General features: G+C 69.8%; 10 protein-coding genes. 6 read left to right on the top strand and 4 right to left on the bottom strand.

What is annotated here, in order from left to right; genetic code table 11:
* On the top strand, nt 1-572 hold a 572-nt coding region (locus AOK03_RS10810; protein ID WP_425264371.1), incomplete at its 5' end, for a ComEC/Rec2 family competence protein.
* Nucleotides 573-809: 237 nt separating this feature from the next.
* A complete protein-coding gene (locus AOK03_RS10805) occupies nt 810-1,694 on the top strand; it encodes a YceI family protein (protein ID WP_055564973.1) in 885 nt (294 codons plus the stop codon).
* 27 nt (nt 1,695-1,721) lie between these two features.
* On the opposite strand, the gene AOK03_RS10800 is transcribed toward AOK03_RS10805, so the two are convergent.
* On the bottom strand, nt 1,722-1,967 hold the full coding sequence (locus tag AOK03_RS10800; RefSeq protein WP_055564971.1) for a hypothetical protein: 246 nt from the start codon (nt 1,965-1,967) through the stop codon (nt 1,722-1,724).
* Between the two features lie 91 nt (nt 1,968-2,058).
* On the opposite strand from AOK03_RS10800, the gene holA reads away from it, so the two are divergent.
* Nucleotides 2,059-3,054 carry a DNA polymerase III subunit delta gene (gene holA / locus AOK03_RS10795; protein WP_055564970.1) on the top strand — a complete coding sequence of 332 codons (996 nt, stop codon included), beginning with the start codon at nt 2,059-2,061 and terminating at the stop codon, nt 3,052-3,054.
* Between the two features lie 251 nt (nt 3,055-3,305).
* Here holA and rpsT read toward each other — a convergent pair whose 3' ends face one another.
* Nucleotides 3,306-3,572: a 30S ribosomal protein S20 gene (rpsT, locus tag AOK03_RS10790; protein WP_055564969.1), complete on the bottom strand. Its 267-nt coding sequence runs from the start codon at nt 3,570-3,572 to the stop codon at nt 3,306-3,308.
* A gap of 217 nt (nt 3,573-3,789) precedes the next feature.
* Here rpsT and lepA point away from each other — a divergent pair, with 217 nt between their 5' ends.
* Both lepA and AOK03_RS10780 read left to right on the top strand, forming a co-directional pair.
* On the top strand, nt 3,790-5,661 hold the full coding sequence (gene lepA, locus AOK03_RS10785) for a translation elongation factor 4 (RefSeq protein WP_055564968.1): 1,872 nt from the start codon (nt 3,790-3,792) through the stop codon (nt 5,659-5,661).
* Nucleotides 5,662-5,932: 271 nt separating this feature from the next.
* Entirely contained in the window at nt 5,933-7,822 is a 1,890-nt protein-coding gene (locus AOK03_RS10780) for an AMP-dependent synthetase/ligase (RefSeq protein WP_055564967.1), read from the top strand.
* A 60-nt stretch (nt 7,823-7,882) separates the two neighbouring features.
* Here the strand turns inward: AOK03_RS10780 and AOK03_RS10775 are convergent, their stop codons facing one another.
* Together AOK03_RS10775 and AOK03_RS10770 are read right to left on the bottom strand one after the other, a co-directional pair.
* Nucleotides 7,883-8,467 carry a response regulator gene (locus AOK03_RS10775; protein ID WP_055564966.1) on the bottom strand — a complete coding sequence of 195 codons (585 nt, stop codon included), beginning with the start codon at nt 8,465-8,467 and terminating at the stop codon, nt 7,883-7,885.
* A 12-nt stretch (nt 8,468-8,479) separates the two neighbouring features.
* Complete coding sequence (locus tag AOK03_RS10770) at nt 8,480-12,574, bottom strand: HAMP domain-containing protein (RefSeq protein WP_079074627.1); 4,095 nt, start codon at nt 12,572-12,574, stop codon at nt 8,480-8,482.
* A gap of 219 nt (nt 12,575-12,793) precedes the next feature.
* On the opposite strand from AOK03_RS10770, the gene AOK03_RS10765 reads away from it, so the two are divergent.
* Complete coding sequence (locus tag AOK03_RS10765) at nt 12,794-14,710, top strand: SpoIIE family protein phosphatase (protein WP_425264370.1); 1,917 nt, start codon at nt 12,794-12,796, stop codon at nt 14,708-14,710.
* The last annotated feature ends 20 nt before the right edge of the window (nt 14,711-14,730 follow it).

Below are 14,730 nucleotides of genomic sequence, written 5' to 3'. Positions count from 1 at the left end.
GGCGTGCGGTGGGGGCGATCCAGACGACGGGGTTCCAGGAGCCGCCGGAGCAGGCCGAGTTCGTGCGGGAGGAGGCGGCTGCCGCACGGGTTCCGGTGGTGTCGGCCGCGGCGGGGGAGCGGCGCCGGGCCGGGTCCCTGGACTGGCAGGTGCTGTGGCCCCCGGCGGGGCCGGTGCCGCGGCCCGAGGGGCCGAACGACGCGAGCGTCACGCTGCTCGTGCGGACGGGAGGGCTGACGCTGTTGCTTCTCGGCGACCTGGAGCCGCCCGCGCAGAGGGCCCTGCTGCGGACTCCGGCGGCCGCGTCGATCGGTTCCGTGGACGTGCTCAAGGTCGCGCATCACGGCTCGGCTCATCAGGATCCGGAGCTGTTGCGCAGGGCGGCGCCGCGGCTGGCGCTGATCTCGTGCGGCGCCGACAACTCGTACGGCCATCCCTCGCCCGTCACCGTGGCGGCGCTGCGGGCCGGGGGAGCGCAGGTGGTGCGGACGGACACGGACGGTGCGGTGGCGGTGGTGGGGTCGGGGTCCCGGGAGGCGCCACGGCTGGCAGTGGCCACCAGGCCGCCCTGAGTGCCGCACTGGCCCCCCCCCAGCGGGCCCTGAGGGCCGCCCAGAGGGCCCCGCGCCGCCCTCGGTGCGTCCGTCGTGGCCAAATCGGGCCAGTCGCGACACATCCTGGCGCATCCCGGCGCATCGGCAGCATTCCAGTGATCTGGGTCCGTGTTGCATCGAAAGCCGCAACGGTGATCGAATGCCTCTCCGTTGTAGTTTGCAGGTGTTGTCAAGGAAGGCGGGGGTGTGTCGAGCGTGTTCGGCCGCTGGCTGGGAAACCGTACGAATCGGACCGGGCGGGTGAGAGCCCTGTCGGCGCTCACGGTCCCGCCGAGTGCGGGGGTACTCAGCTGTCGGGTACTCGACCCGGTCAACGAGCCCGTGCGGAACGCGGAATTTGCCGTCAGCGACGCCATGGGGCGCAAGGTGGTCAGTGGGGGCACCGACCCCTTCGGATCGTTCGTCACCGCTGTTCCGGCAGGGGACTACCGGCTCGCGGTCTCGGCGGAGGGCTTCACTCCGTACCGGGCGAGCGCCACGGTCGGGGAGGACGCGCACGCCTCGCTCGGTGACGTCACGCTCCAGGTCGCCCAGCCCCCGGCGCTCCCCGAGCCCGGCGACTGGGAGGTCGACCCCCTGCACTCCTCGGTCGGCTTCACCGCCCGGCACATCGGGCTGGCCCGCATCCACGGCAGGTTCAACAGCTTTGCGGGTGCGATCCGGATGGGTGAGCGGATGGAGGACTCCGCGATGCACGTCGTCATCGACGCGGCCTCCATCGACACCGCGGTCAAGATGCGCGACGACCACCTGAGGTCCGGCGACTTCCTCGACGTGGCGCGGTTCCCGACGATGGAGTTCTACAGCGAGCGCTTCGTCCACAAGGGCGGCAGCCGCTGGGCGATATCCGGCGGCCTGACGCTGCACGGTGTGACGCGCACGGTCACGCTCGACACCGAGTACCTCGGGGTCGGCAAGGGCCTGGAGGGCGAGACCCGCGTCGCCTGCCGGGCCACCACCGAACTGCACCGGGACGACTTCACGATCACCTGGCAGACGATGCTGGCGCGCGGTATCGCCGCCGTCGGGCACAGCATCACGATCGACCTCGACATCCAGGTCATCCCCAAGAGCGGCTGACGGCGCCCCCCCCCGGGTCGGCGGCCCTTACGGGGCCTCCAGCCAGCCCTCGTGCTCGGCGGCCAGTTCGTCGAGTGCCGACGGGTCGAGGCGGGAGTCCGGGTCCTCGACGACGACGAGCCACTGGGCGTCCTCGGCGTCGTCCTCGCCCGCCAGGGCGTCGCGGACCAGCTGGGGCTCCTCGGCGACGCCGAAACGGTCGGGGAGCTCTTCGGCCACCACCTCCGCGGCATCGCGGTCGGGCAGTACCAGGACATGTCGTACGTCGGTCACGGGCCCATTCTCCGCTACGGCAGCCGCGGCACATGAGCGGCCCCGGCCGGACGGGCCGGGCTGTCAGTGCCGCATGGGATGCTTGACCGCGATGGCCAGGAAGACAGAAACCGCCGCTAAGTCAGATCCGCTCGCTCCTCTCACGCTCGCCGTGGGGCAGGAGGACCTCCTCCTCGACCGCGCCGTGCAGGAGGTGGTCGCGGCCGCCCGCGCCGCCGACGCGGACACGGACGTGCGCGACCTCACCCCCGACCTGCTGCAGCCCGGCACGCTCGCCGAGCTGACCAGCCCGTCGCTCTTCGCCGAGCGCAAGGTCGTCGTCGTGCGCAATGCGCAGGATCTGTCGGCCGACACGGTCAAGGACGTCAAGGCGTATCTGGGGTCGCCGGTCGAGGAGATCACCCTCGTCCTGCTGCACGCGGGCGGCGCCAAGGGCAAGGGGCTGCTCGACGCCGCGCGCAAGGCGGGGGCGCGCGAGGTCGCCTGCCCCAAGATGACCAAGCCCGCGGACCGGCTCTCGTTCGTGCGCGGAGAGTTCCGCACCCTGGGCCGTTCGGCGACCCCGGAGGCCTGCCAGGCGCTCGTCGACGCGATCGGCAGCGATCTGCGCGAGCTTGCCTCCGCGGTCGCCCAGCTGGCGGCGGACATCGAGGGCACGATCGACGAGGCGATCGTCGGGCGGTACTACACGGGCCGGGCCGAGGCCTCCAGCTTCACGGTGGCCGACCGGGCCGTCGAGGGCCGGGCCGCCGAGGCGCTCGAAGCGCTGCGCTGGTCCCTGGCGACCGGTGTCGCCCCCGTCATGATCACCAGCGCCCTCGCGCAGGGCGTCCGGGCGATCGGCAAGCTCTCCTCCGCGCGCGGTGGGCGCCCCGCCGACCTCGCCCGTGAGCTGGGCATGCCGCCCTGGAAGATCGACCGCGTGCGCCAGCAGATGCGGGGGTGGACCCCGGACGGGGTGGCTGCCGCGCTCACCGCGGTGGCCGCGGCTGACGCGGGCGTCAAGGGTGGCGGTGACGACCCCGAGTACGCCCTGGAGAAGGCGGTCGTCGCCATCGCGCGTGCCGCGCGGTCCCGACGGGGCTAGCCGTCTGGCAGGTGCTGGCGGATCTCGTCCGCGGCGTGCGTCGTGGCTGGTCGCGCAGTTCCCCGCGCCCCTGACAGAGCACCCCCACACCACCCGGCAGCAACCCCGGACACAGCAATGCCCCCGGAGTGGGTCCGGGGGCATCGTCGCAGCGTGGCGTACTGCGTGGTCTGTCCGCGATTCGAGGTAGAGGGCTCGAATTACCCTCGCGGGAGGATTGATCAGCGCCCCGGCGGACCGGGGCAAGAGCTTCAGCCCTTGAGGGACGCGGCCTTCGTCGCAAGCGCCGACTTCTTGTTGGCGGCCTGGTTCTTGTGGATGACGCCCTTGGAGACGGCCTTGTCCAGCTGACGCGTGGCCTCACGCGTGAGCTCGGCGGCCTTCTGGGTGTCACCGGCGGCAACGGCCTCGCGGGCCTTGCGGATCGCGGTCTTCAGCGAAGACTTGACCGCCTTGTTGCGCTGACGCGCCTTCTCGTTGGTCTTGATCCGCTTGATCTGGGACTTGATGTTCGCCACGAAAGAGCCTTTTCAGGTTCAGGTACTGCAGAGGTACTGCAGATGAGTGTTATGACACGCGCCTCGACGCTTGAGAGGGCTACGAGACACAGCTGCCCACGGTACCAGTCGCCCTCCGACCGGCCCAAACCGAGCGCAGTGCCCCACCCATGGGACGATGGAACCTACGTATAGATCCGACCCGAGGCGACAGGCGCCTCAAGAGACAGGACCCTGCGTGCCCGCGACCCCTAAAAATGTGCCCGAGCCGAGCCGTACCGACCCGGCGCTGATCCGCAATTTCTGCATCATCGCGCACATCGACCACGGCAAGTCCACGCTCGCCGACCGCATGCTCCAGCTCACCGGTGTGGTGGAGCAGCGGCAGATGCGTGCTCAGTACCTCGACCGCATGGACATCGAGCGCGAGCGCGGCATCACGATCAAGTCCCAGGCGGTGCGTCTGCCCTGGGCCCCCACGGAGGGCCCGGATCAGGGCAGTACGCACATCCTCAACATGATCGACACCCCGGGCCACGTCGACTTCACGTATGAAGTCTCGCGTTCGCTCGCGGCCTGCGAGGGCACGATCCTCCTGGTCGACGCGGCCCAGGGCATCGAGGCGCAGACTCTCGCCAACCTCTACCTGGCGATGGAGAACGACCTCAAGATCATCCCCGTACTGAACAAGATCGACCTGCCGGCCGCCCAGCCGGAGAAGTTCTCCGAGGAGCTCGCCAACCTGATCGGCTGCGAGCCCGAGGACGTCCTGAAGGTCTCCGCGAAGACCGGCATGGGCGTCGAGGCGCTGCTGGACAAGGTCGTCGCCGAGATCCCGCCGCCGGTCGGCGTCAAGGACGCCCCGGCGCGCGCGATGATCTTCGACTCGGTCTACGACTCCTACCGCGGCGTCGTGACGTACGTCCGAGTCGTCGACGGTCAGCTCAACAAGCGTGAGCGGATCCGGATGATGTCCACCGGCGCCACGCACGAGCTGCTCGAGATCGGTGTCTCGTCCCCCGAGATGACCCCGGCCGACGGCATCGGCGTCGGTGAGGTGGGCTACATCATCACCGGCGTGAAGGACGTCCGTCAGTCCAAGGTCGGTGACACGATCACCTCCCTGAACAAGGGCGCCACCGAGCCGCTCGGCGGCTACAAGGACCCCAAGCCGATGGTGTTCTCGGGCCTGTACCCGCTGGACGGCTCGGAGTACCCGGACCTGCGCGAGGCCCTCGACAAGCTGCAGCTCAACGACGCCGCGCTCGTCTACGAGCCCGAGACGTCCGCCGCGCTCGGCTTCGGCTTCCGCGTCGGCTTCCTCGGCCTGCTGCACCTGGACGTGATCCGCGAGCGCCTGGAGCGCGAGTTCGGGCTCGACCTGATCGCCACCGCCCCCAACGTGGTCTACCGCGTGATCATGGAGGACGGCGCCGAGCACACGGTCACCAACCCGAGTGAATTCCCCGAGGGCAAGATCGACCAGGTCTTCGAGCCCGTGGTGCGCGCCACGATCCTCGCGCCCAGCGAGTTCATCGGCTCGATCATGGAGCTGTGCCAGAACCGGCGTGGCGTCATGCTCGGCATGGACTACCTCTCCGAGGACCGCGTGGAGATCCGGTACACGCTGCCGCTCGCCGAGATCGTCTTCGACTTCTTCGACCAGTTGAAGTCAAAGACGCGTGGCTATGCCTCGCTGGACTACGAGCCCACCGGCGAGCAGTCCGCCCAGCTCGTCAAGGTCGACATCCTGCTGCACGGCGACAAGGTCGACGCCTTCTCGGCGGTCACGCACAAGGACCAGGCGTACGCGTACGGCGTGCGGCTCGTCGCCAAGCTGCGCGAGCTCATCCCGCGGCAGGCCTTCGAGGTGCCCGTCCAGGCGGCGATCGGGTCCAGGGTCATTGCCCGCGAGACCATCCGCGCCATCCGCAAGGACGTGCTCGCCAAGTGCTACGGCGGTGACATCTCCCGTAAGCGCAAGCTGCTCGAGAAGCAGAAGGAGGGCAAGAAGCGCATGAAGATGGTCGGCTCCGTCGAGGTGCCGCAGGAAGCCTTCATCGCCGTGCTCTCCAGCGACGACAGCGGCGGCGGCAAGGCCAAGAAGTAGTCACCCCGATCGCGGCGGAGCCGCGGTCACGCGGGCCCGGTGCGCACACGCATCGGGCCCGCGGCGCGTTTCGGCGAGCGGGCACGTTCTGTATGGGTGTCTGTAGGAAGTGACAGGCAGCTGCCCCTTACGCACCGGGCGTCGGAGCTCTACTCTGATCACCACTCGTAGGTTACTCGCAAGTTAAACAAGTAGCCGCAGGGACGTCAGAACACACGTAAGAAGCAGCCGCCAGCCAGTTCGCCGCACTGTCGTGGGCCCGGAGGATGTCGTGAGCGACACACAGACCTTGATCGAGAACCGTCCGCCTTCCGTGGCGCATCTCTTCCTGGAGCGGGTGGCGGCGACCCCGGACGCCGAGGCCTACCGCTACCCCGTCCCGGCGGCGTCCGGTGAGGGCCCCGACGACTGGAAGACGCTCAGCTGGGCGCAGGCCGCCGACCGCGTCCACGCCATCGCGGCCGGCCTGATCGAGCTGGGCCTGCAGGCCGAGGAGCGCGTCGCCCTCGCCTCGTCCACGCGCGTCGAGTGGATCCTCTGCGACCTCGGCATCATGTGCGCGGGCGCGGCCACCACCACCGTCTATCCGCAGACCAACGCCGAGGAGTCGGCGTACATCCTGGCCGACTCCGGCAGCCGCGTGCTGATCGCCGAGGACACCGCGCAGCTCGCCAAGGCGCGCGAGAAGCGTGCCGACCTGCCCGAGCTGCGGCACGTCGTGGTGCTCGACCCCGCGGGCGCGGAGCCCGCCGAGGGCGACCCCGAGGGCTGGCTGCTCACGCTCGCCGACCTGGAGGCCCGTGGCGCCGCGCACCTGGAGAAGAACCCGGGGCTCGTCAAGGAGCGCATCGCGGCGATCACCAAGGACCAGCTCGCCACGATCATCTACACCTCCGGCACGACGGGCCGCCCCAAGGGCGTGCGCCTGCCGCAGGACAACTGGTCGTACATGGCCAAGGCCATCGCGGCGACCGGGCTGCTCGGCCCGGACGACGTGCAGTACCTGTGGCTGCCGCTCGCCCACGTCTTCGGCAAGGTGCTGACCTCCGGGCAGATCGAGCTCGGGCACGTCACCGCCGTCGACGGCCGGGTGGACAAGATCATCGAGAATCTGCCGGTGGTGCAGCCGACGTACATGGCGGCCGTGCCCCGCATCTTCGAGAAGGTCTACAACGGCGTCGCGGCCAAGGCACGGGCCGGCGGCGGAGCCAAGTACAAGATCTTCCAGTGGGCCGCCGAGGTCTCCCGCGAGTACGCGAAGGTCAGCCAGGACAACTTCCGCAGGACCGGCACCGCGTCCGTGCCCTTCGGGCTGCGCGCCAAGCACAAGACCGCCGACGCCCTCGTCTACTCCAAGCTGCGCGAGGCCTTCGGCGGACGGCTGCGCGCCGCCGTCTCCGGCTCCGCCGCGCTCGCGCCCGAGATCGGCTACTTCTTCGCGGGCGCCGGCATCCACATCCTGGAGGGGTACGGCCTGACCGAGTCCTCCGCGGCCTCCTTCGTGAACCCCGGCGAGGCCTACCGCACCGGCACGGTCGGCAAGCCGCTGCCCGGCACCGAGGTCCGCATCGCGGACGACGGCGAGATCCTGCTGCGCGGCCCCGGCATCATGGAGGGCTACCACGGGCTGCCCGAGAAGACGGCCGAGGTCCTGGAGTCCGACGGCTGGTTCCACACCGGGGACATCGGCGAGCTGTCCGTCGACGGCTATCTGCGGATCACGGACCGCAAGAAGGACCTGATCAAGACGTCCGGCGGCAAGTACATCGCACCCGCCGAGGTCGAGGGCCAGTTCAAGGCCGTGTGTCCGTACGTCTCCAACATCCTCGTGCACGGCGCCGACCGGAACTTCTGCACCGCCCTGATCTCCCTCGACGAGCCCGCCATCCTCGACTGGGCCAAGGAGAACGGGCAGGAGGGCAAGACGTACGCGGAGGTGTGCGCCGCCCCCGCCACGGTCGAGCTCATCGACGGCTATGTGCGCGAGCTCAACGAAGGCCTGCAGCGCTGGCAGACCATCAAGAAGTTCCGGCTCCTGCCGCGCGACCTCGACGTCGAGCACGGCGAACTGACGCCCAGCCTGAAGCTGAAGCGCCCGGTGGTCGAGCGGGAGTACAAGCACCTGATCGACGACATGTACGCGGGATCGCGCGAGGCCTGATCCGTCGGCCTCGGGGTCCAGGGGGCCGCTCGTCGTTCGTCACGCGGTCGGGGCGTCGGTCTACACGCTCCGGCCGCGGCGCATTTCCTGCACGAGTTCCTCCATGTGCGTCACGTGGCGGCGCAGTTCGAGGACGTCCTTGAGGCTGCTCGCCGCCATATGGGTCTCGATCGCCGACAGACGCGCGGCCAGCTCGTCGAACTGGCGCTGCTCACGGGCCAGTATCCGCTCCAGCTGCCTGTTCTTGCGGTGCAGTTCGAGGAAGACGGTGACCTTGGCGCGCAGCACCCAGGGATCGAACGGTTTGGTGAGGTAGTCCGCGGCTCCTGTCGCGTAGCCCCGGAAGGCGTAGCCCGCGTCGTTGTCGGTGCCCGTCAGGAAGATGATGGGCACGTCCTTGGTCTGGTCGAGGCGTTTGATGTTCGACGCGGTCTCGAAGCCGTCCATGCCCGGCATCCGGACGTCCAGAAGGATCACGGCGAATCGTTGCCGCAAAATCGCCTTCATGGCCTCCTCTCCCGAACGGGCCCGCACCAGGGGCTCGTTCAGTGACCCGAGGACGGCTTCGAGCGCCATCAGATTGTCCTCCATGTCGTCGACTAGGAGGATGCTCGCGCGGTTGTCGGTAGCGGCCTCTGCACTCATGGTCACGGTGCCTCACTCGGTCGTCGGCGGAACAGCGCTCTCTTCTTGAACGCTGTCCTCCTCCTGAACGACGGTCTCTGGATCGGGGGTCGTGGATTGCTCGTCGGCCGACGAGCCGGCTGGGTCCAGGAGGGCACAGACGACGCCGAGCAGCTGGTCTACGTCCACGGGTTTGGGGACGTAGTCGGTGGCGCCCTGGGAGATGGCCTTCTCGCGATCTCCCGGCATGGCCTTCGCGGTGAGGGCGACGATCGGCAGTCCCCGCCAGCGGGGGCTGCGACGGATCGCGGCCATGGTTTCGTAGCCGTCCATCTCCGGCATCATGATGTCCATCAGCACGATGTCGACATCCGGATTGCGCTCCAGCGTCTCGATGCCCTCGCGGCCGTTCTCCGCGTACAGGACGGGCATGCCGACACGGCTGAGCACATGGGTGAGCGCGAAGACGTTGCGGATGTCGTCGTCGACGATCAGCACCCTGCGGCCCGGCAGTATGCGGCCCGCGCGCCCTTCCTTCCACTCCTCCAGTTTGGTGGGCGTGGGCCAGCTGTCGTCGGGTTCGAGTGCGGTGTGCGGACGCAGGGCCGCCTGCTCGACCGGTTCCGGCATGTGCTGGGTGTGTGCTGCCGCGTACGCGATGGCGGCCGCGCCGTGGCCCGGGTGCACCACGGGCACGTAGAGCGAGAAGGTCGAGCCCTGGCCGGGGCGGCTCTCCGCGGTGATCCGGCCGCCGAGCAGGCCCGCGATCTCGCGGCTGATGGAGAGGCCGAGGCCGGTGCCGCCGTACTTGCGGTTGGTGGTGCCGTCGGCCTGCTGGAACGCCTCGAAGATCACCGGCAGTTGCTCGGACGGGATGCCGATTCCGGTGTCGCTGACGGCGAAGCACAGCAGGTCTTCGTTGTCGTGGAGCAGCCGGTCGCCCGAGGTCTGCGCGACCCGGCTGACCCGCAGCTCGACGCTGCCCGCCGAGGTGAACTTGACCGCGTTGGACAGCAGGTTGCGCAGGATCTGCTGGAGGCGCTGCTCGTCCGAGAACATCTCGCGCGGCACGTCCTCGCCCACCGACACGTCGAAGGCGAGACCGCGGTCGAGGGTGAGCGGGCGGAACGTCGCGTGGACGTAGTCGAGGACCTTGATGAGGGGGAGCTTCTTGGGGCGTACGTCCATCCGGCCCGCCTCGATCTTCGACAGGTCCAGGATGTCGTTGATGAGCTGGAGCAGGTCGGAGCCCGAGCGGTGGATGGTCGTCGCGAACTGCACCTCCTGGTCGGAGAGGTGGTCGTCGGGGTTGTCGGAGAGCAGCCGGGCGAGGATCAGTAGCGAGTTGAGCGGGGTGCGCAGCTCGTGCGACATGTTCGCCAGGAACTCCGACTTGTACTGGGAGCTCGTGGCCAGCAGGGCGGCCTTCTCCTCCAGCTCCGCGTTCGAACGGCGCAGCTCGGCCTGCTGCCGCTGGAGTTCGTCCGAGCGCTCCTGGAGCTGGATCGCCAGGCGCTGCGACTCGCCGAGCAGGGACTCCGTACGGGAGTTGGCGATGATCGTGTTGATCGCGACGCCGATGGTGTTCACGAACTGGTCGAAGAACGCCAGGTGGACGTCGGAGAAGCGGGAGAACGTGGCGAGCTCGATCACGCCGAGCAGCTTGTCCTCGAAGAGGATCGGGATGATGACGACCGTGGCCGGGGCCGCGTCGCCGAGCCCCGAGTGGATCTTGATGTAGTCCGGCGGGACCTCCTCGACGAGGATCCGCTTCTTCTCCAGCGCCGCCTGGCGCACCAGACCCTGCGCGGGCATGCCGCCGGTGTCGACGACCGAGCCCTGCGCCGCGCCGTACCCGGCGATGAAGGCGAGGCCCTTGGCGGTCACCTGGCTGGGCGCGGGCGACTCGGCCGTGTCCGGGTCGGCCAGGAAGAAGGCGCCGTACTGCGCGTTCACCAGCGGGGTCAGCTCGCGCAGGATCAGGTCGGCGACCTCCATCAGGTCCCGGTGCCCCTGCATCAGGCCGGCGAGGCGGGCGAGGTTGGACTCCAGCCAGTCCTTGGCGCGGGTGGTCTCCCGGAGGTTGGAGACCATGAGGTTGATGTTGTCCTTGAGCTCGGACACCTCGCCGCGGGTCTCGACCGTGATGGAGCGGGTCATGTCGCCCTGCGCCACGGCGGAGGCGACCTCGGCGATGGCGCGGACCTGGGTGGTGAGGTTCAGCGCCAGCTCGTTCACGTTCGTCGTCAGGCGCTTCCACGTGCCGTACACGCCCTCGACCCGGGCCTGGCCGCCCAGCTGCCCTTCCGAGCCCACCTCGCGGGCCACGCGGGTCACCTCGGAGGAGAACGAGGACAGCGTGTCCACCATGGTGTTGATGGTGGTCTTCAGCTCCAGGATCTCGCCGCGCGCGTCGACGTCGATCTTCTTGGAGAGGTCGCCCTGGGCCACCGCGGTGGCCACCTGGGCGATGTTGCGGACCTGTCCCGTGAGGTTGTCCGCCATGTAGTTGACGTTGTCGGTGAGGTCCTTCCACACGCCCGATACGCCGAGGACCTGCGCGCGGCCGCCGAGCCTGCCGTCCGTGCCGACCTCGCGGGCCACCCGGGTCACCTCGTCGGCGAAGGCGCGCAGCTGCTCCACCATCGTGTTGACGGTGTCCTTGAGCTCCAGGATCTCGCCGCGCGCCGTGACCGTGATCATCTTGGACAGGTCGCCGTTGGCGACGGCCGTGGTGACCTGGGCGATGTTGCGGACCTGGGAGGTGAGGTTCGACGCCATGAAGTTGACGTTGTCGGTGAGGTCCTTCCACACGCCTGAGACGCCCCGCACCTGGGCCTGGCCGCCGAGGTTGCCTTCGGTGCCGACCTCGCGGGCGACGCGGGTGACCTCGTCGGCGAAGGCGGACAGCTGGTCCACCATCGTGTTGATCGTCGACTTCAGTTCGAGGATCTCGCCCTTCGCCTCGACCGTGATCTTCTTGCCCAGGTCGCCCTGGGCCACGGCCGTCGACACGAGCGCGATGTTGCGGACCTGGGAGGTGAGGTTGTCGGCCATGAAGTTGACGTTGTCGGTGAGGTCCTTCCAGACGCCCGACACGCCCCGCACCTGAGCGCGCCCGCCGAGGTTTCCCTCGGTGCCGACCTCGCGGGCGACGCGGGTGACCTCGTCGGCGAAGGCGGACAGCTGGTCCACCATCGTGTTCACCGTCGACTTCAGCTCCAGGATCTCGCCCCGGGCGTCGACGGTGATCTTCTGGCTGAGGTCGCCGTTGGCGACGGCCGTGGTGACCTGGGCGATGTTGCGGACCTGGGAGGTGAGGTTCGACGCCATGAAGTTGACGTTGTCGGTGAGGTCCTTCCACACGCCCGACACCCCGCGCGCCTGGGCGCGCCCGCCCAACTGGCCCTCGGTGCCGACCTCGCGCGCCACACGCGTCACCTCGGCGGCGAACGCGGAGAGCTGCTCCACCATCGTGTTCACGGTGAGCTTCAGTTCGAGGAGCTCGCCCGTCGCCTCGACGGTCACTGTGCGGGTCAGGTCGCCCTGCGCCACCGCCGTGGTCACGAGGGCGATGTCCCGCACCTGGGCGGTGAGCCGGGCCGCCATCGTGTTGACGGCTTCGGTCACATCCCGCCAACTTCCCGAGAGGCCGCGCACCTTGGCGCGACCGCCGAGACGGCCCTCCGTGCCGACCTCGCGCGCGACGCGCGTGACCTCGCCCGTGAAGAGGGACAGCTGGTCCACCATCGCGTTGACCGCGCGCCCCAGGCGACGTAAATCGCCCCGCAGTTCACGGGTGCCGTCGTGCAGGTCCACCCGCTGGGTGAGGTCGCCGCCCGCCACCGCGTTCAGCACCCGGGTGGCGTTCGCCGCCGGGGCGACCAGCGCGTCGAGCAGGGTGTTGACCTCCGAGACGCGGGCGGCCCACCTGCCCTGACCCGGGCTCGCGGCGAACCGTTCGTCCAGCCGACCGTGCCTTATGATCTCGCGGCGCACGCGGATCAGCTCGACGTCGAAGTGGACCGAGCGGTCGAGCATCTCGTTGAACACCGCGTACAGCTCGGCGGTCAGACCCTCGCCGACCGGCGTCACCTTGGTGAAGTCGCCGTCCCTTGCGGCACGCATGGCAGCGAGAAGGGGGCGCAGTTCGCTGTTGGCCGGATCCGGACCGGACTCGACGTTCTGCACTTGGGCCGGAATCCGGTCTTTTCCCAGCACAGGCATAGCACTGTTCTCACTCATAACGGCCCACTTCGGTAACTCGGTGCTTATGGGCGTGGCCAGTCTGTCACTCTGTCGGTGTCGCCTGAGGCGTATTCGCCCGAACTGCTCAGGAGCCGCACCGTGGGGTCCATTCCGATGCAACGGGAGGCCGATGTCCATGCCTCCGCCACGGCCCAGGGCCGCCCCGGGCCACCGGCGGTGGCGCGCACGTCGCTGCCCGGAAATCCGCTGGCTCCCGCCGCCGCGCGCAGATTCGTTCGAGCGGCGCTGGCCGACTGGAGCGAGCTCGGGGTGCCGGCGGCCGCGGGCATCACCGACCGGCTGGTCGACGACTCGGTGCTGCTGGTCAGCGAGTTGGTGACCAACGCCGTGGTGCACGCGGGCACGGCCGTCGAGCTGATGTGCCGGCTCGACGAGGCGCTGCCGGGCGAGGGTGCGGAGTCCTTCGTCATCGAGGTCTCCGACCACCACCCCTCCCGCGCGGTCCGCAGCGAGCAGCGCCCGCCGCCGTCCGGCACTCCCGAGTACGGGCGCGGCCTCCACCTCGTCGCGACCCTCTCCGAGTCCTGGGGCATCACCTACAGCACGGGCACCAAGTCGGTCTGGGCCCGGCTGCCCGTCGAGGGCGTCCAGGCCGTCCAGGAGATCGAGTCGTACGCGAGCGAACAGGCACTGCAGCGTGGGCTGCGCGCCGCCGAGATCCTCGCGCCGATGCCCAGACGCACCTCGCAGGACACCGAGTGGGTCAACAGGGGCGCCCTCACCTTCCTCGCCGAAGCCTCCGACCTGCTGGCCGGACAGTTCGACGAGGACCTGGTGGCCGCCCTCGCCGGGCAGCTGCTGGTGCCGCGCCTCGCGGACTGGTGCGCGGTGTGGCTCGACGAGACGTCCGAGGGGGCGGCGCGCGGGCCCGCGGGTGTGCAGGGGGCGCGGCTCGCCCGGGTGTGGCACACCAGCGAGCACCGGATAGAGGAGCTGCGCCGCGTTCTGGAGAAGGAGCCGCCCCGGGTGCCGGACACGGCGGGCTCGGGCGCCTACCCCATCCCCTGGCCCGGGGAGGCACTGGAGGGCGGGGCGTCCGGCGCGGCGCTGGCGTACCGGCTGACCGCGGGCGGACGCGTGCTGGGCACGCTCGTCATCGGCCGGGCGGGCCTCATCCGCTTCCCCGACGAAGTCACCGGACTCGTCGAGGACTTCAGCCGCCGGGTCGCGCTGGCCATCAGCACCGCCCGTCGCTACCAGCGCCAGGCCAACATCAGCCAGGTGCTCCAGCGGGGCCTGCTGCCCAGCAAGGTCGCGGAGATCCCCGGCGTCGAGAGCGGCCTCGTCTACGAACCGCGGGACAAGGGCGGCCCCGGCGGCGACTTCTACGACGTGTTCCAGGCGGGCGAGGGCCGCTGGTGCTTCGCGCTCGGCGACGTCCAGGGCAAGGGGCCGGAGGCGGCCGTCGTCATCGGTCTCGCCCGCCCCTGGCTGCGGCTGCTCGCCCGCGAGGGGTATGAGGTCGCGGAGGTCATGGACCGCCTCAACCAGCTCCTCCTCGACGACGCGACCGAGGCGGCGGACGCGGCGGCGGCGGTCGTCGCGGTGGCGGGCGGGCAGGTGGTGCCGCCCGACAGCCCCACCTCGCGGTTCCTCTCGCTCCTGTACGGCGAGATCGTCCCTTACGAAGGGGGCGTCCGCTGCACGATCGCGTGCGCCGGGCATCCGCTGCCGCTCCTCATGTCCGCGGACGGGGAGGTGCGGGAGGCGGCCACTCCGCAGATGCTGCTCGGGGTCGTCGACGACGAGACGTACACGAGCGAGAGCTTCGACCTGCTGTCCGGCGAGACGCTCCTGTGCGTCACCGACGGCGTGACCGAGCGCCGCACGGGGCGGCGCCAGTTCGACGACGGCGACGGGCTCGCGGCGGCGCTGGCCAGTTGTGCGGGGCTCGACGCGGGGCTGGTGGCGGAGCGGATCCGGCGGCTCGTGCACGAGTTCTCGGAGCGGCCGCCGGATGACGATCTTGCGTTGTTGGTGCTTCGGGCGCGGTGAGGGGGGCTTCGTGGGTGGGG

The organism is Streptomyces atriruber (assembly GCF_001418325.1).
GTDB lineage: Bacteria > Actinomycetota > Actinomycetes > Streptomycetales > Streptomycetaceae > Streptomyces > Streptomyces atriruber.
This window is presented reverse-complemented; position numbering and strand designations above follow the sequence as displayed.